At 61.1% G+C, this 15,590-nt stretch carries 20 protein-coding genes; 11 read left to right on the top strand and 9 right to left on the bottom strand.

Annotated features, from left to right (window positions below; genetic code table 11):
• Positions 1-154: 154 nt before the first annotated feature.
• Positions 155-553 (bottom strand): NADH:ubiquinone oxidoreductase subunit NDUFA12, encoded by a 399-nt coding sequence (locus C8K44_RS18905; RefSeq protein ID WP_109577332.1) that lies wholly within the window; start codon positions 551-553, stop codon positions 155-157.
• A gap of 254 nt (positions 554-807) precedes the next feature.
• On the opposite strand from C8K44_RS18905, the gene C8K44_RS18900 reads away from it, so the two are divergent.
• From C8K44_RS18900 to panC, 4 genes are all read left to right on the top strand, one after another.
• Positions 808-978: an LPXTG cell wall anchor domain-containing protein gene (locus C8K44_RS18900; RefSeq protein WP_245417544.1), complete on the top strand. Its 171-nt coding sequence runs from the start codon at positions 808-810 to the stop codon at positions 976-978.
• Between the two features lie 85 nt (positions 979-1,063).
• Positions 1,064-1,537 (top strand): hypothetical protein, encoded by a 474-nt coding sequence (locus tag C8K44_RS18895; protein ID WP_245417543.1) that lies wholly within the window; start codon positions 1,064-1,066, stop codon positions 1,535-1,537.
• A 135-nt stretch (positions 1,538-1,672) separates the two neighbouring features.
• Entirely contained in the window at positions 1,673-2,503 is an 831-nt protein-coding gene (gene panB / locus C8K44_RS18890; RefSeq protein WP_109577329.1) for a 3-methyl-2-oxobutanoate hydroxymethyltransferase, read from the top strand.
• Entirely contained in the window at positions 2,500-3,345 is an 846-nt protein-coding gene (gene panC / locus C8K44_RS18885) for a pantoate--beta-alanine ligase (protein ID WP_109577328.1), read from the top strand. The genes panB and panC overlap by 4 nt, the downstream gene beginning before the upstream one ends.
• Before the next feature lie 9 nt (positions 3,346-3,354).
• On the opposite strand, the gene C8K44_RS18880 is transcribed toward panC, so the two are convergent.
• Together C8K44_RS18880 and gatB are read right to left on the bottom strand one after the other, a co-directional pair.
• Positions 3,355-3,846, bottom strand: coding sequence for a GNAT family N-acetyltransferase (locus C8K44_RS18880; RefSeq protein ID WP_109577441.1), 492 nt, complete (start codon positions 3,844-3,846; stop codon positions 3,355-3,357).
• A gap of 4 nt (positions 3,847-3,850) precedes the next feature.
• Positions 3,851-5,353 (bottom strand): Asp-tRNA(Asn)/Glu-tRNA(Gln) amidotransferase subunit GatB, encoded by a 1,503-nt coding sequence (gene gatB, locus C8K44_RS18875; RefSeq protein WP_109577327.1) that lies wholly within the window; start codon positions 5,351-5,353, stop codon positions 3,851-3,853.
• A 341-nt stretch (positions 5,354-5,694) separates the two neighbouring features.
• Here gatB and C8K44_RS18870 point away from each other — a divergent pair, with 341 nt between their 5' ends.
• A complete protein-coding gene (locus C8K44_RS18870) occupies positions 5,695-5,952 on the top strand; it encodes a YjhX family toxin (protein ID WP_109577326.1) in 258 nt (85 codons plus the stop codon).
• Between the two features lie 102 nt (positions 5,953-6,054).
• Here the strand turns inward: C8K44_RS18870 and C8K44_RS18865 are convergent, their stop codons facing one another.
• Both C8K44_RS18865 and C8K44_RS18860 read right to left on the bottom strand, forming a co-directional pair.
• Positions 6,055-6,486 (bottom strand): CBS domain-containing protein, encoded by a 432-nt coding sequence (locus tag C8K44_RS18865; protein ID WP_109577325.1) that lies wholly within the window; start codon positions 6,484-6,486, stop codon positions 6,055-6,057.
• A 100-nt stretch (positions 6,487-6,586) separates the two neighbouring features.
• Complete coding sequence (locus C8K44_RS18860) at positions 6,587-7,318, bottom strand: rhomboid family intramembrane serine protease (RefSeq protein ID WP_109577324.1); 732 nt, start codon at positions 7,316-7,318, stop codon at positions 6,587-6,589.
• 377 nt (positions 7,319-7,695) lie between these two features.
• Between C8K44_RS18860 and C8K44_RS18855 the strand changes: the two genes are divergently transcribed.
• The 3 genes from C8K44_RS18855 to C8K44_RS18845 all read left to right on the top strand — a co-directional run bounded on the left by C8K44_RS18855 (position 7,696) and on the right by C8K44_RS18845 (position 10,093).
• Positions 7,696-8,334, top strand: coding sequence for a PAS domain-containing protein (locus C8K44_RS18855; protein WP_109577440.1), 639 nt, complete (start codon positions 7,696-7,698; stop codon positions 8,332-8,334).
• Positions 8,335-8,447: 113 nt separating this feature from the next.
• Positions 8,448-9,065 (top strand): PilZ domain-containing protein, encoded by a 618-nt coding sequence (locus C8K44_RS18850; RefSeq protein WP_109577323.1) that lies wholly within the window; start codon positions 8,448-8,450, stop codon positions 9,063-9,065.
• Between the two features lie 509 nt (positions 9,066-9,574).
• The gene (locus C8K44_RS18845; protein WP_245417554.1) at positions 9,575-10,093 is read left to right on the top strand and encodes a transglutaminase-like cysteine peptidase; all 519 of its coding nucleotides are present in this window, start codon (positions 9,575-9,577) and stop codon (positions 10,091-10,093) included.
• 363 nt (positions 10,094-10,456) lie between these two features.
• On the opposite strand, the gene C8K44_RS18840 is transcribed toward C8K44_RS18845, so the two are convergent.
• A complete protein-coding gene (locus tag C8K44_RS18840) occupies positions 10,457-10,990 on the bottom strand; it encodes a gamma carbonic anhydrase family protein (protein ID WP_109577321.1) in 534 nt (177 codons plus the stop codon).
• A 207-nt stretch (positions 10,991-11,197) separates the two neighbouring features.
• Here C8K44_RS18840 and C8K44_RS18835 point away from each other — a divergent pair, with 207 nt between their 5' ends.
• Positions 11,198-11,923, top strand: a complete 726-nt coding sequence (locus tag C8K44_RS18835) for a hypothetical protein (RefSeq protein WP_109577320.1) — start codon at positions 11,198-11,200, stop codon at positions 11,921-11,923.
• Positions 11,924-11,962: 39 nt separating this feature from the next.
• On the opposite strand, the gene C8K44_RS18830 is transcribed toward C8K44_RS18835, so the two are convergent.
• Both C8K44_RS18830 and cysE read right to left on the bottom strand, forming a co-directional pair.
• Complete coding sequence (locus tag C8K44_RS18830; protein ID WP_109577319.1) at positions 11,963-12,166, bottom strand: DUF3126 family protein; 204 nt, start codon at positions 12,164-12,166, stop codon at positions 11,963-11,965.
• Positions 12,167-12,404: 238 nt separating this feature from the next.
• A complete protein-coding gene (gene cysE, locus C8K44_RS18825; RefSeq protein WP_109577318.1) occupies positions 12,405-13,253 on the bottom strand; it encodes a serine O-acetyltransferase in 849 nt (282 codons plus the stop codon).
• A 130-nt stretch (positions 13,254-13,383) separates the two neighbouring features.
• Here cysE and C8K44_RS18820 point away from each other — a divergent pair, with 130 nt between their 5' ends.
• Together C8K44_RS18820 and C8K44_RS18815 are read left to right on the top strand one after the other, a co-directional pair.
• Positions 13,384-14,166 carry an enoyl-CoA hydratase-related protein gene (locus tag C8K44_RS18820; RefSeq protein ID WP_109577317.1) on the top strand — a complete coding sequence of 261 codons (783 nt, stop codon included), beginning with the start codon at positions 13,384-13,386 and terminating at the stop codon, positions 14,164-14,166.
• A gap of 1 nt (position 14,167) precedes the next feature.
• The gene (locus C8K44_RS18815) at positions 14,168-14,758 is read left to right on the top strand and encodes a hypothetical protein (RefSeq protein WP_109577316.1); all 591 of its coding nucleotides are present in this window, start codon (positions 14,168-14,170) and stop codon (positions 14,756-14,758) included.
• A gap of 22 nt (positions 14,759-14,780) precedes the next feature.
• Here the strand turns inward: C8K44_RS18815 and C8K44_RS18810 are convergent, their stop codons facing one another.
• Positions 14,781-15,551, bottom strand: a complete 771-nt coding sequence (locus C8K44_RS18810; protein ID WP_199227146.1) for an alpha/beta hydrolase — start codon at positions 15,549-15,551, stop codon at positions 14,781-14,783.
• Positions 15,552-15,590 lie beyond the last annotated feature (39 nt).

The raw sequence follows: 15,590 nt of genomic DNA, 5'->3' as shown, positions 1-15,590 counted from the left end.
ACCGGCCAAAAAATGTCATGCAGTCATTACCGCCGTTGCGCCCGGAGCGTTGTGCACCCGGTGATTCCCACGCGCCAAGGCTAATCGCCTGGTGCCTATGGGCAAGGAGTTAGCCGCCAATTGTGGCGACAAATGTCCGCGCCGATGAGCTGATTTATGCGCCAGGCGTCCACGCGTCATAGTCGCCGGTGACCTGCGGACGATGCGTGTTGCCAAGCACCGAGCCCTTCGGACGGTAAGCGCCGCCGGTACCGGTCAGGTTCGGCTGATGCGGCTTTTGCCAGTCGCGCGGAATGTAGTTGTCGCTCGGCGGCGCTACATCGACGCGATGATGCATCCAGCCGTGCCAGCCGGGCGGAATCATCGAAGCTTCCGAAACGCCATTGTAGATGACCCAGCGGCGCGTGCGCCCCTCGGAGTCCTTGCCGCCTTCATAGTAGACGTTGCCGAATTCGTCCTGGCCCACCTTGGTGCCCTTGCGCCAGGTGTGGAAACGCGTGCCAAGGGTCTGGCCGTTCCACCAGGTGAAAAATTGAACAAGGAATTTCTTCATCGGATCCTCGCGGCAGGCGCGTCGAAAGTCTCCTGCTTATGGCGTCAGGCCGTGCCGAAGGCAAGGCTTTAGACGCCCAATCTTGGGGTATGCGACGTTTGGCAGGCAATCAGTGACAGCTTGCAAGAGTTGCCCGGCTGTCAGCGGGAACTCGACGCGCACGGTCCAGCACTGTACTCTGGCGTCAGGCTGTAGCTCCACTACTGGCGCGGAGGTTCGACATGGCCGTAAGCGGGGAAAGAGTTCATCCTTTGATGAACAAACTCACAGGTCTGATCGCAATCATCATTGGCTTCCTGGTAGCTGCCGAAGGCTACAGATCTGGATCTAGCTGGTTGATCATCCTAGGCATCGTGGTCCTGGCGGTGGGCCTTGGCCTGCTGCTGGCCAAGATCGCCCGTCGCAATCAAGGCGGACAGCTCTGAGGTCTGGATGAGGACAGTCCTTTGCCGAAGGTCAAGTTCGGAAAGCGGACGCACGCCAACCGCGGCCGCATAGACGATGCCCTTCATGCAAACCCTTGAAATGCTGAGCATGCTGGTCACGATCTTCGGCCTGCCGCTCGCCATTTTTGTCTTCGTCTTCGAGCAGCGCAAGCAGCGGATCAACGAAGAAGAAGAGATCTACCAGATGCTCGCCGACGGCTATACGAACTTCCTCAAGCTGTCGCTCAACCACTCAGACCTCAGGCTCCAGTCGGCAAATGCGACGGTTGATCTCAACGATGAGCAGCGCGATCGGCTTATGGGCATGTTTTCGATCCTGATCGCGCTGTTCGAACGCGCCTATCTCGTCGCCCACGAACCTGACATGCCGGAGCGCAAGAAACGCCACTGGGCGTCGTGGGAGGATTTCATGCGCGAATGGTGTCGGCGCGAAGATTTTCGTAACGCCCTGCCCCAGCTGCTGCCCGGCGAAGATCCTGAATTTGCCGTCTACATCCACCGCCTCGCGCAAGAAGAGGCAGCGCGCCTCTCGTCCTGATGGACGATGTGATCTCGCACTTGCTCACGCCTTCATCTCGCACTTGCAAAATTCTTAGCCGGTCCCTAATGGACTCTGGCCCAACTCGGGCTCTCGGACTGGCTTAGGCCGGAACCGGTCGAGGGAGGAAAAGACATGGCTTTTGACGCGCCTGCCGGCCGCATCACGCCCGACGAGCTGTTGGCCCGCAAGCGTGGCGAGCCCATCGCCTGTCTGACCGCTTACACCTACCCCATCGCCCGCCTGCTCGACCCTCATGTCGACCTTTTGCTCGTCGGCGACAGCGTCGCCATGGTGCTGCACGGTCATGCAAACACGCTCGGTGCGACCATGGACATGATGATCGCGCATGGCCAGGCGGTAATGCGTGGATCGGCCCGCGCCTGCGTCGTCGTCGACATGCCGGCCGGCAGCTACGAGGACACGGTCGAAAACGCCGTCGCTTGTGCCAAGCGCATCATGCGTGAAACCGGCTGCGATGCGGTCAAGCTTGAAGGCGGTGTCGCCATCGCTGCCCAGATCGCTGCCATCGTTGCCGCAGGCATTCCCGTCATGGGCCATATCGGGCTATTGCCGCAGTCGGTCGAAAAAGAAGGCGGCTACAAGATCAAGGGCCGCTCCGAGGCCAATGCAGAAGCGCTCTACGCCGACGCCAGGGCTGTCGAAGCAGCCGGCGCGTTTTCGGTCGTCATCGAAGGCACCGTAGAGCCGGTGGCTGCGGAAATCACCCGGCGCATCGCCATTCCGACCATCGGCATCGGCGCCAGTGCCGCCTGCGATGGCCAGATCCTGGTCATCGACGACGCCATTGGCCTCACAGTCGACCGCGTGCCTAAATTCGTGAAGGAATACGCATTCTTGCGCGACACGGTCTCCAAAGCCGCGGCGGATTACGCACGTGACGTCCGCAGCCGCGCTTTCCCCGGTCCCGAGCACCTGTTTTCCCTGAACAAGGACAAGGCATGACCATTATCGTCGAAACCATTGCCACGCTCCGCGCGCAAGTGCAGGCATGGCGCGCCGAGGGCCTGAAGGTCGCGCTGGTGCCGACCATGGGTGCCCTGCATGACGGCCACATTTCGCTGATGCGCGCCGCCCTTGAGCGTGCCGACCGCTGCGTCGTTTCGATATTCGTTAATCCGCGCCAGTTCGCGCCGACCGAAGACCTGGACAAATATCCCCGCCAGCTGGCTCAGGATCTCGCCCGTCTGGCGGCAGCCGGCGTCCACCTTGCCTTCACGCCCGGTGTCGACGAGGTCTATCCGAAGGGTTTTGCCACCTCGATTGCAGTCGGCGGGCCCTCCGCCGGGCTTGAAACGGCCTTCCGCCCGGCCTTTTTCGACGGTGTCGCCACAGTTGTCGCCAAGCTGTTCATCCAGGTGGCGCCCGATCTCGCCGTGTTCGGAGAAAAGGATTACCAGCAGCTCTGCGTCGTCAAGAAGCTGTGTCGCGATCTCGACCTGCCGGTCGACGTTCTGGGTTCGCCGACAGTCCGCGATGCCGAGGGCCTCGCCATGTCGTCGCGCAACGCCTATCTCAGCCCCGCCGAACTCGCGATAGCCCAGCAACTCAACAAGGTGCTGCGCAAGGCTGCTTCGTCACTGCAAGCGGGTGCCGAGGAAAAGGCCACAATGGCCGACGCTCGCAAGGCGATTCTCGACGCCGGTTTTGATACGGTCGACTATGTCGAGGCGCGCGAAAGCCTCACGCTCGCCCCGTGGCAGATGAATAGCGACGGCCGCGTGCTGGTCGCGGCTCGCCTGGGCAAGACGCGTCTGATCGACAATGTCGAGATAGCCGCCAGTTAGGCTGCAGCTTCAGCCCAGGGGCTTTTCCAGAACCAGCGAAGATACCCCCGCCTGCTCGGCCTCAGGGTCCGGGTCGGCGCCAGACTTCACAAAGCCATTGGCGAGATAAAAGCCCAGCGCCTGAGCGTTCGCCTCTTCGACCTCGAGGCGAATCGAATGGGCTTCGGGAAAGCTCTGCTCGATCTCGTCGAGCAGCATGCGGCCGATGCCGGCGCCCTGATTCTCAGGGCGCACGTAAAGCTGGTAGAGCACAACGATCTTTGAGCCGCTGGTTGCGGCTGCAAATGCCATTCCGGAAATCTTCTTGCCGTCGTCGGCCACGAGGAATTCCGAATTGGGCCGGGTCAGCCGCGCCTTGAGCGCGGACAGCGAATGCCATTCCGTGGTAATCTCATTGACCCGCTCGATGCCGTAGATGGCGTCATAGGTCGCATGCCACGTTTCGGCTAGCAGCGCCTTGATGTTTTCAAGGTCGCGTTCGCTCGCCGTACGGACAAACACCACTTTACTCCTCGATGCCGAGCTTGGCCTTGACCAGGTCGTTGACGGCCTGCGGGTTGGCCTTGCCACCCGTCGTCTTCATCACCTGACCGACGAACCAGCCAGCCATGGTCGGCTTGGCGCGGGCCTGCTCGGCCTTGTCGGGGTTGGCGGCAATGACGTCGTCGACGGCCTTTTCGATGGCGCCGGTGTCGGTCACCTGCTTCATGCCTCGGCTTTCGACCAGCTCGCGCGGGTTGCCGCCCTCGTTCCAGACGATCTCGAACAGGTCCTTGGCGATCTTGCCGGAGATCGTGCCTTCCTTGATCAGGTCGATCACGGCGCCAAGCTGATCGGGCGTTACAGGAGCGTTTTCAATGTCCTTGCCGGCCTTGTTCAAGGCGCCCAGCAGGTCGTTGATGACCCAGTTTGCGGCAAGCTTGCCGTCGCGGCCAGCGGCCACCTTCTCGAAATAATCGGCGACCGCCTTTTCCGAGACCAGGATCGAGGCGTCATAGACCGACAGGCCGAGGCTGTTGACCAGCCGCGCCTTCTTGTCGTCTGGCAGTTCCGGCAGGTACTTTGCCAGCTCATCGACATAGGCCTGGTCGAATTCAAGCGGCAGCAGGTCCGGATCGGGGAAGTAGCGGTAGTCGTGCGCCTCTTCCTTCGAGCGCATTGCGCGCGTCTCGCCCTTGTTCGGGTCGAACAGCCGGGTCTCCTGGTCGATTGTGCCGCCGTCCTCGATGATCGCGATCTGGCGCCGCGCCTCGTATTCGATGGCCTGGCCAACGAAACGGATTGAATTGACGTTCTTGATCTCGCAACGCGTGCCGAACTCGCCGCCGGGACGGCGCACGGAGACGTTGACGTCGGCGCGCATCGATCCTTCGTCCATGTTGCCGTCGCAGGTGCCGAGATAGCGCACGATGGTGCGCAGTTTGGTGACGTAGGCCTTGGCCTCGTCCGCCGAGCGCATGTCAGGCTTGGAGACGATCTCCATCAGCGCCACGCCCGAGCGGTTGAGGTCGACATAAGACATTGTCGGATGCTGGTCGTGGATCGACTTGCCGGCATCCTGTTCAAGATGCAGGCGTTCGATGCCGACTTCGATGTCCTCGAACTCGCCCTTGCGGTCGGGGCCGACCGAAATGGTGATCTTGCCCTCGCCGACGATCGGCTGCTTGAACTGCGAAATCTGGTAGCCCTGCGGCAGATCGGGATAAAAATAGTTCTTCCGGTCGAACACGGACTTGTGGTTGATCTGCGCCTTGAGGCCGAGACCGGTACGGATCGCCTGCTTGACGCATTCCTCGTTGATGACGGGAAGCATGCCGGGCATCGCCGCGTCGACAAGGCTGACATTGGCATTGGGCTCGGCGCCGAAGGCGGTCGAGGCGCCGGAGAACAGCTTTGCTTCCGACGTTACCTGGGCATGAACCTCGAGGCCGATGATGACTTCCCAGTCACCGGTGGCACCGGGGATGAGGCGCTTGGCGTCGGGCGTGCGGGTGTCGATGAGGGTCATGGTAATCCGAATACGTCCGTGTCTGTTTTGTCGCCTTGCGGCGAACGACAAATCGTTCCGTTTCGCTAGATCAATCGTTGCGTTGTTGCAACCGTCGCGTTGGAAATGCGCGCTCTAGCCGCGATCTCTGGCACTTTCGAAAAGGCTGCCTTATAAGGCTCCCATCCCGATGGAGTGTGGATGTTTAACTTGTCTGAGTCCCGCTAAAGCCCCGACCTTCTCCTGAAGGCGGGGTGTGAAAACCTAAAACCCCGTGCTGTGCGCAATCGCAGCTGCGGCTTTTTGTTTTGGCTGTTCGGTCTTTAGGCTGTTCGGCCTGGTTTTCCAGGACTCATCCAGCAATGAACATATCGCGCATAGAGCAGCGCATTCTGCACCTGCTCGCCCAGGGCGGGCGCATCGAAATCGAAAAAGACGATAACAACAAGATTGAAGCCGTGATGTGCCTTACCCGCGAGGGTTGGCAATATCCGGCTTTCGATCTCGAGCTTTTCAGGAAGCTAAGGCGAAGGAAGGCAGTCGCCTCGTCGCAAGGCGGGCCGTACCGCATCACCAGGGTCGGCCTGAAACTGGTGCGACCTGAACTCGACAACCGATAGCGACCAACGCCGGATCCGTGGCAGAGCAGGGGATCAAACTTTCGAAAATCGACGCCGATTTTCGGATCAATGTGCTTGCGGGTCCGGCGTCTCGCCTGTCGTTCAGGCGGTGGCGATGTAGGCCTTGATCTCCTCGGCTTCGCGCTCGACATCTTCGATGCGACGCTTGACGACGTCGCCGATCGACACGATGCCATAGAGATAGCCGTCGCGCTCGACAGGCAGGTGCCGGAATCGGCCGTTGGTCATGATTTCCATGACCTGGTTGACCGTGTGGTTTTCGTTGCAGATCTTGACCTTGGGAGTCATCACCTCGCGCACCGTTTTTTCGAGCGCGGCACCGCCGTCCTTGCCGATGATGCGAACCACGTCGCGTTCAGACAGGATGCCCACGATCTTGCGGTCGCCATTGGTGACGACAAGCGCACCAATGCGGTGTTCGGCAAGAATCCGAACCGCTTCCGACAGCTGCACATTGGGCCCAATGGTAAAAACGTCGTGGCCCTTCTTCTCAAGAATTGCCTTCACTGTCATCGGGTTCTCCTGCTGCTATCGACCAGTCAATTCACTCCACAAGGCCCTCGGGCCAAATGCATCGTGCGCTGCATTAGGCAGCTTTTCAAGTAAAACGCGCTCAGGCGAATTCGTTCCGGCGGTCGAAGAACCTGATCCCCAAAAACCCGGCAAGGAAACCGCCGATATGGGCTTCCCAGGCGATCTGGTTGTCCACGCCGGGGGTAAACCCGACCATCCCGGTCACCAGGTTGATGACCATCCACACGCCCAGGAAGGTCATCGCAGTGCGCGAGCGGAAGACGTCGCGGATCGGCAGCGGCGCACCCGCGAAGGCCGGCTTGCCTTGCGAGCGGTCGATCTGGAAGCTGAAGCGCGCGGCCGCTCCCATCATGCCTGAAATCGCGCCTGAAGCGCCAACCAGTGGCGCCTGGTCCATCGAATGCAAGATGTAATGCAGCGCGACCGCGGCAAGCGAAGTGACGGCGAAAAACAATGAGAACCGCAATACGCCGAGCCGGTTGGCCAGCGGCGAACCGAATGCCGCGAGCCACACCATGTTGATGAAGAGATGGGCGAAACCGCCATGTAGAAAGGCATAGGTCAGCGGACTGGTGAAGGCCCAGATGTCGAGATGATACTGCCCGGAGTATTGAATGGGGATGAAGGCGGCACGAACGAGCAGCGCGAAATCCTGATCGGGGCTGAGCACATATTCGCGCGCCAAATGGATGAAAACGCAAGCACCGATGATCGCAACGACAATTGGCGGCAGGTTGAACACGGGCTCGCGGCGCTGCGGCTCTGTATCGACGATTTCACTCTCGTCGCGGGGGCTTGCTGGTTCGCTCATGCGCCTCTGATCCGGTTGTGGCGGGCGGAAGACGCCCGGACCCCATCTAGAACAGCGTGGCTGAAAGCGCAAAAAAGAAAGCCGTCCAGGGTTTCCCCCGGACGGCTGGTCGAGCCCCCCTGCCCGTCCCCAAAAAAACTCTGACTGAAGTGCTGCAGGCCGCAGCTATGCGGCCACTTCTGGAGTGAGTTGAACGTGCCACGGATCATGGCAGGCGGCAACGTAAACCCTTTGTTAACCTTAACGTCCCCGATCCGTTAACAACTGTTACTGAGACTGGCACGCGTCCTGCTCCGCATTTCATGTAGTCCTCAAGATTGAAGCGATTCTGTCCGACGATGGCACATCAGGCACAGAAGCGCTCGGAGCGGAGCAATATGAAACAGAAAGGATCGCTGGCACTGTTCCAATATTGGAACCGCCTTCGCGACGGCCGGCCCGCGCCCAGACGCACGGACATCGAGCCCGCCGAGATCAAGGCACTGCTTGCCGACACTTTCATTCTCGAGCGCGATACCCGCGGCGAAGCGGTCTTCCGTCTCGCCGGCACGCGGCTTTGCGCCACCTTCGGCCGCGAGCTCAAGGGGTTTTCGTTCCCCTCGCTGTGGCGCCAGAAGGATCAACGCCTGATGGCCCGCCTCGCCTATGGCGTGTTTCAGCAGAAATCCGTGGTTGTCATCAATTTCGAGGGTTTTACCGCCAGCCGGCGGGCAACAACCTTCGAAATGTTGCTCTTGCCGCTCGACGGCGGCGTCGAAAATCCGCGTTGCCTTGGCGTACTGTCGAGTGTCGAGCGTCCGTTCTGGCTTGGCTCCGATCCGCTCAACGATGCCACGATAGACAATGTGCGTGTGGTCGATCCCGACCTTGAACCGATGTTCCTCAGGAACCGCCCGGCAGTCACAGTGCCTTCGCTCGCACCGAGTGATTCAACGCTGGATGGCGGGACGAACCCGCTCGATGGCGCACGGCGCATTCGCCACCTCTTCGTTCTCGAAGGCGGGCGCGACGAATAGCGTCCCAGCCCTCAAGCAACGGCAGCGTTTACGCGTTTTGTTAACCTCTTTGGCGGTATTTTTCCGCTGCTCCCCGATGGGGTTCGTAGGGAGCTGACAGATAAGAGGGTAGCATGAGGCCAGCGGCGATCGACTACGCGCCGTCACGGGCGGAACGGCGCAACTTCCAGCGCGTCCGTGTGAAGATTTACGGCCGATTCATGCTTGAGGATCGCACCGAGCATGCCGGCCAGGTCGTCGACATGTCGCCCGGCAACGTGGCGTTCCGTACTGATCGCTCGGGTGCCGCCGGTGAAAAGGTGATCGCCTACATCGATCATATCGGCCGCATCGAAGGCGTCATCACCCGCACCTTGCCGGACGGCTTTGCCATGACGGTCATCGCTTCCGAGCGCAAGAAGGACAAGCTGGCGGCCCAGCTCACCTGGCTCGCCAACAAGCATGAACTCGACTTGCCGGAAGATCGCCGCCACGAGCGTGTCGCTCCGCGCAACCCGATCAACGTCTTGCAACTCATCGACGGCCGGCAATATCCCTGCCGGATCATAGATCTGTCGCTTTCGGGCGCCGCCATCGAGATCGAGGTTAAGCCGGCGATCGGCGTGCAGGTCACGCTCGGCACCATGCGCGGCCAGGTCGTGCGACACTTCGAAGACGGTGTCGCGGTCGAATTCGCCGTCGTTCAGCGCCCCGACTCGCTCGATACCGAGTTCAACCGCCCGCGCACCTAGCCAGGCGGCCGCATATCCTCCGACGCTGCCCGTCAGGCCCGGCTTCCCCTGGAAGACCGGGCTTTCAGCGCTGCGGCTGGCCACAAGGAGCGGAGGGCGCGGGCAAGGGCCAGCACCGCCCCAAACCAGCACACCTTGCAATGAACCGCAGCGGCAAGCGGCGGAGCAATGCAGTACAGCTGCCATCCGTAGGGCTGTTTCTGACACGCCCCGGCAGCTTGCCCCCCTCGGCTGCGACACGCCAACCCATCCGGAACAGCCCCACATCGGTAAAATTGTAATCAAATCTTCTGCAAGTTTTATTATTATTCTATTCTTTGTTTACGAGAGTTCTCTCTTGTTTTTACTCAACATCTACTTCGCTACTTTGCGTGAAATAAATCCGCGCCTGTCATTGTCTCCCTCAACAAGGAGACTACAAAATGATCAAGCGTCGGGGATGGCTGTTGGTTCTGGCTGCGGCACTTCAGGCTGGCACCTTGGGCAGCGCCCTTGCCGCTCCTGCCGTCATGAAGACCAACGGCCGCACCACGCAGCCCATCGGCCACTATGAGCTGTGCAAGCGCTCGCCGATCGAATGCAACGAAAAGACCGCCAGCAGGGCTCCGGTCGAACTGACCCGCACGCTGTGGAAGGCGATGATCGCCATCAACGACGAGGTCAACACCGCCGTGGCACCGCGCACCGACATGGAAGCGTGGGGCCAGGAAGAATACTGGTCCTATCCCGACAACGGTGTTGGCGACTGCGAAGACTATGCCATGGAAAAGCGGCGCCAGTTGATGCAGCTCGGCGTGCCTGCGGGCAGCCTGCTGATCACCGTCGTGCGCCAGACCAATGGTGAAGGCCACGCCGTTCTGACCGTGCGCACCACCCTCGGCGAGTACATTCTCGACAATCTCGACACGCGGGTTCTGGCCTGGAACGAGACCGAATACACCTACCTCAAGCGCCAGTCGGAGCAGAATTCGGGCGTCTGGATCGGCATCAACGACGGTCGCGCCGACGCAGTCGCGTCCGTTCGCTAACCTTGGCAGCGCCGCGCTCTCCCTGGGCGCACAGGATGCAGAAACACTTTGAAACGATGCATGACCTTTCGCAGGCCATGCATCACCGAGAAAGCCCGGTCGCGTCCCCACCCTCCCCGTCCCCAACGACCGGGTTCTAGGAGCCGGCCCAAGTCCCGGGCCGGCTCCGCCTTTCCAGGAAAATCCATGGTGACTTGCGATGTCCGGCGGCTCGTGGTCAAGTTCAAGAAACGCCTGAGGTCGCTGGATGAATTTCCGTCCGGCGCAAGCGCGCTCGACGTGGCAGGCCGAGGCACAAAGACGCTTCAAAAACTTGGCTTCGCGCTCTTGATCGCGGCAGCCTTTTGCGGCGGGCTATTTCGCCTAGTCCGCGATCTTCTTGAGCCCCGCGCCGAAGCGCCGCTGGTTGGCGACATAATCCGCCGCCGATTTGCGCAGCCGTTCGGAAGCTGCCTCATCAAGGGTTCGAACCACCTTGGCGGGTGAGCCGACGATCAGCGAATTGTCGGGAAACTCCTTGCCTTCGGTCACCAGCGCGCCGGCACCGACAAGGCAGTTCTTGCCGATCCTGGCGCCGTTGAGCACGATCGCTCCCATGCCGATCAGCGAATTGTCGCCAACCGTGCAGCCATGCAGGATCGCCCGGTGGCCGATGGTGCAGCCCTCGCCGATGGTCAGAGGAAAACCGGGATCCGTGTGCATGACCGTGTGCTCCTGGACATTGGAGCGCGCGCCTATGGTGATCGGCTCGCGGTCGCCACGAATCGCTGCCCCAAACCAGACGCCGACATCGCGTCCGATCCTGACGTCGCCAATCACGGCGGCGTCTGGTGCAATCCATGCGCTGTCGCGATCCTCAAACTGTGGCTCAACTCCGTCGAGGGCGTAAAGCGGCATTGTTTCCTCCCTGTGCAAGTCGCGCGCAAACTATGAAGCAACTGCCCTCTAGGCAAGTACGGCGCATCTTTAACTCGCCATTAACCATGCAGGAGCAATGTCGACCAGATAACGGCCCGCAGGTGGGTCTCTACGCAGCGCACGGCGATCGTGGAAACCCCAAGGCTCGACAAAGTTTCGAGCGGCCGGCGACCCTGGAGACAACAGATGAAGCAAGAGGCGACTGACAGCTCCGGCTTTGACGTTGTCGATTCTTCCATGCTGAAGAAGGCCTTCTACGGCGTCGCCGTACTTGCGGTGCTTTCGGTGGCAATCAGCGTCGGCGGCCGCTGGTTTGGGCACAATATTGCACTTGCCGGCTATACCGACGACGTCAAACCGCATGAAGTCGTCATCGGCAACGACGTCATTGCAGCACCTTCCAACATGATCCGCTTCGAAAAGGCCCGCCGCGACGGCGTCGCCAACCGGCTCGACCTCTATCTGCGCTGGCCAGAGTTGGACGGCTACAGCGAGGCCGCCCGTTCAGCCTTCAACAACACCGAAGGCAGCAAGCGCATCATTTTCCTGGGCCTTGAGCCACGCATGATGACGCGCGACATGAGCGGGCGCCTGGCGCCGATCTACAATGCGTTGACGGTCAAGCCGGGGATTCCGGGGCCCGAGGGGATGACCCTGTTCGGTTTCAGGGAAAATTCGGGATACCTCAACGAGGTGCTCGCGGTTGCCGCGCGTGCCGGGGAGCCGACTTTTGTCGCCCGCTGCCTCAGTGGCATCGAGGCCGAGGAATCGCTTGCACCTTGCGAGCGCGACGTCTTTGTCGGCAAGGATCTGAGCCTGACCTACAGATTTCCTAGAGAGCTTTTGGGAGAGTGGCGTGAACTGGATCGGGCGGTTGTCGCCAAGACGAATGCCATGCTGCACGTCAAGTGACGCCACGCGCCTAGCGCGCGGCGTCAGGACCGATCGAGATCAGGCCAGATCGACGTCGAGAATCGCCATCGAGAAATTGTAGTCGCCGTCGTCCTCGTCCTTGAAAACGATGCCGAGGAACTCGTCGCCGATATAGACTTCGGCCGAGTCGTTCTTGCGCGGACGCGCCTTGACCTGAAGGTTGGGGTTCTGGAACTGGCGCTTGAAATAGGCGTCGAGTTTTCTGATTTCTTCCGGCTTCAACTGTTTTCTCCGGCTTGTGGCTAGGAGCGCCGTTCGTCCATTCCGACGCGCTCGGAACGCTCCACATTGCAATGACTGCGCATCGTACTTGTCCGAAAATCAGACCCGATTTTTCGGCCCGATGCGCTTAGAGACGCGCTTCTGACATGCCAAGCATGGCCATGTAAAGGCAAGGCTCGGCTTACCCCGTGCAATTCGCGCCGCCCCCCGATCACGTGGATACCGGCACTTGTCGACTTCAAATATCGAAGCTGACGACGTGATCCATGGTCTGCGACGGCAGCAACTGGTCCATCTGGCTCGACGGACGGTCGCAGCCGGTTTCGCCAACGACGCGCGCCGGAACCCCGGCCACCGTCTTGTTGTGCGGCACAGGCGACAGCACCACAGAACCGGCGGCGATCTTGGAGCAATGGCCGACCTCGATGTTGCCGAGGATCTTGGCGCCGGCGCCGATCAGCACGCCGTAACGGATCTTCGGATGACGGTCGCCGCCAGCTTTGCCCGTGCCTCCCAGCGTCACATTGTGCAGGATCGAGACATCGTCTTCGATGACGGCGGTTTCGCCAACCACCAGCCCGGTGGCATGGTCGATAAAAATGCCCTTGCCCATGCGCGCGGCCGGGTTGATGTCGGTCTGGAAGACCGACGACGACCGGCTCTGCAAATAGAGCGCGAAATCCTTGCGACCACGGTTCAACAGCCAATGCGCCAGACGGTGTGTCTGGATGGCGTGGAAGCCCTTGAAATAGAGCACCGGCATCAGATAGCGGTCGCAGGCCGGGTCCCGGTCGTAATAGGCCTGGATGTCCGTTCGAACGGTGTCGCTCCAATCCGGACGATCTTCAAGCATGGCGTAGAATGTCTGGCGGATGAGATCGGCACCAAGATCCTGATGCGCCAGCCTCTCGGCCAGGCGGTGGATCACGGCTTCTTCCAGCGTGTCCTGATTGAGGATCGTGGCATAAAGGAAAGCCGCCAGCAGCGGGTCACCTGCCACAGCGTCTGCCGCTTCGTCGCGCACCGACTGCCAGATCGGATCGACCGGCTTCAGCGAGCCGTGGCGCGCAGCGGATATGGTGTTCATCGACGGTCTCCGTTCAGTGCCGGCTTGTACAATCCCGCGCGGCACATATAAGCCACATGCTAGCACGATTGAACTCAATTTTCCTTAGTGCTCGTTCAAGTGGATTTGGTTCGCGGATATTCAAGGCGTCATGGAAACTGAACCCTTGCTGGTCACCGTGGCAGATGGCGTGGCGACCATCGTCATCAACCGTCCGGCGCGCAAGAACGCGGTCACCCAGGCAATGTGGGTCGATCTTGCCGGTCATGTCAGCCGTCTGGCGGCAGGTCTCGACACCAGGGTCATCGTCCTGCGCGGCGCGGGCCAGGATTTCTCCGCCGGCGCCGACATTGGCGAGTTCGACACCTTGCGCGGCGACGCCGAGAGCGCACGCACCTACGAAGCAACCAATTCGGCTGCGTTCGCAGCACTGCGCAACGCGACAGTTCCTGTCATAGCCGCGATCAGGGGCATCTGTTTCGGCGGTGGATTTGGGCTCGCTGCTGCCTGTGATCTGCGCATCGCGACGCCGGACGCCCAATTCGCCGTGCCAGCGGCGCGTCTCGGCCTTGCCTATCCGCAAGATGCGATGGGCGACATCGTCTGGGCAGCCGGTGAGCAGATGGCGCGTTATCTCACCTACACAGCCGGCCGCATCGACGCCAAGGCCGCTCTTTCAGCCGGTTTCCTGCTCGAAATCGTGGAAACCGAACGCCTCGACGCCCGCATCGACGAGATCGCCAGGACAATCGCCGGGAATGCGCCATTGTCGGTGCGCGCCTCCAAGGCCGCCATTCGTTCCGCGCTGAGCCACGATCCGGCCGAGGCCGCTCTTGCCCAGGCGGCCGGTGATGCCACCTTCCTCAGCGACGACTATGCCGAGGGCCGCGCCGCATTTGCCGATCGGCGCGAACCGGCATTCAAAGGACGCTAAGATGTCCTTGATCGACGAAGGCACAAAGGCTGAACTGACCAAGCTTTATCAGGCTCAAGACCGCCATTATCACGGCATACGCCACATCGAGGCGCTGTTGGCGCTCGCACAAGAATACCACGCCCAGTTGAGCGACCCCGAGGCTGTCGAGGCTGCCATCTGGTTCCATGATGCGGTCTACGACAGCCGCCGCAAGGACAACGAAGCACTAAGTGCCGCCCTCGCCGCCGAAAGGCTCCAAGCTCTGGTCGACGCCCCTCGCCTTGCCCGCATCGTAAAAATGATCGAGGCGACGGCCATGCATGAGGTCCCCGCCTTCGACGATGCGGCCGCGAGGAATGACGCTGCCTTGCTGCTCGACATGGATCTTTCGATCCTCGGCGCGCCTGCAAAAACCTTCGACGCCTACGAGGACGCCGTCAGGCGCGAATATAGCTGGGTGAGCGACCCCGACTGGCGCGCCGGACGCGGTGCAGTGCTGCGTAATTTCCTCTCGCGGCCGCGAATCTTTCACACCGCCATTTTTGCCAAGCGCTTCGAAACCCAGGCCCGGGCCAACATGGAACGCTCGCTCGCCGTCATTTCCGAATAGGTGACGAGAAGATCGACCACGCTCAGATCGGATGTTCGGCCAGAAACTCGAGCACGCGCTTCTTGAAGGCCTTGTCACCAACGGCCAGCATGTGGTCGCGGCCTTCGATGTCGAAGCTTTCGCCATGCGGCATCAGCCGGGCGAGTTCGCTCGGCGAGCCGGCTATATCGTCCTTGGTGCCGACGGCCACCAAGGTCGGCTGCGTGATCCGGCGGATGTCGTTGTCCGTCACCAGTTCGCGAGAAGTGGAAATGCAGGCCGCAAGCGCCCGCCTGTCGCTGCGCGTCTGGTCGGCGAATGCGCGGAACATCCGCGCACGCGGCTGCGTGATCGTCTCGGGGTCTTCAGCCAGGAGGGCCGAGGCGATCGGATCCCAGTCGCCTACGCCGTCGACCATGCCGATGCCGAGCCCGCCAAACACCAAGGTCGCCACGCGGTCGGGCGCTTCCAGCGCCAAAAATGCTGAGACGCGAGCGCCCATCGAATAGCCCATGACGTGGGCGCGCTCGATGCCCAGATGGTCGAGCAGCGCAAGTGCATCGCTTGCCATCTTGCTCGGCGTATAGTCGGCCTCGTCATAACTCTTGGTCGAGCCGCCATGGCCACGGTGGTCAAAGGCGATGGCGCGATAGCCCGCCTCGGTCAGCGTCTTGAACCAGCCCGGCGACACCCAGTTGACGAAGTGGCTGGATGCAAAGCCATGGATCATCAAGACCGGCTCGCCGCTTCCCGCACCTGTCGGCGGCAGGTCGAGGAACGCCAGGTCGAAACCTTCATGGGAAAAGTGATCGATAGCCATCGTCGCTCCGAATGGTCTTTGGCCCGAGGCCGC

Origin of the sequence: Aminobacter sp. AP02 (assembly GCF_003148805.1) — a bacterium.
GTDB lineage: Bacteria > Pseudomonadota > Alphaproteobacteria > Rhizobiales > Rhizobiaceae > Aminobacter.
Note: the sequence above shows the minus strand (reverse complement) of the source record. Positions and strands in the feature narration are given on the sequence as shown.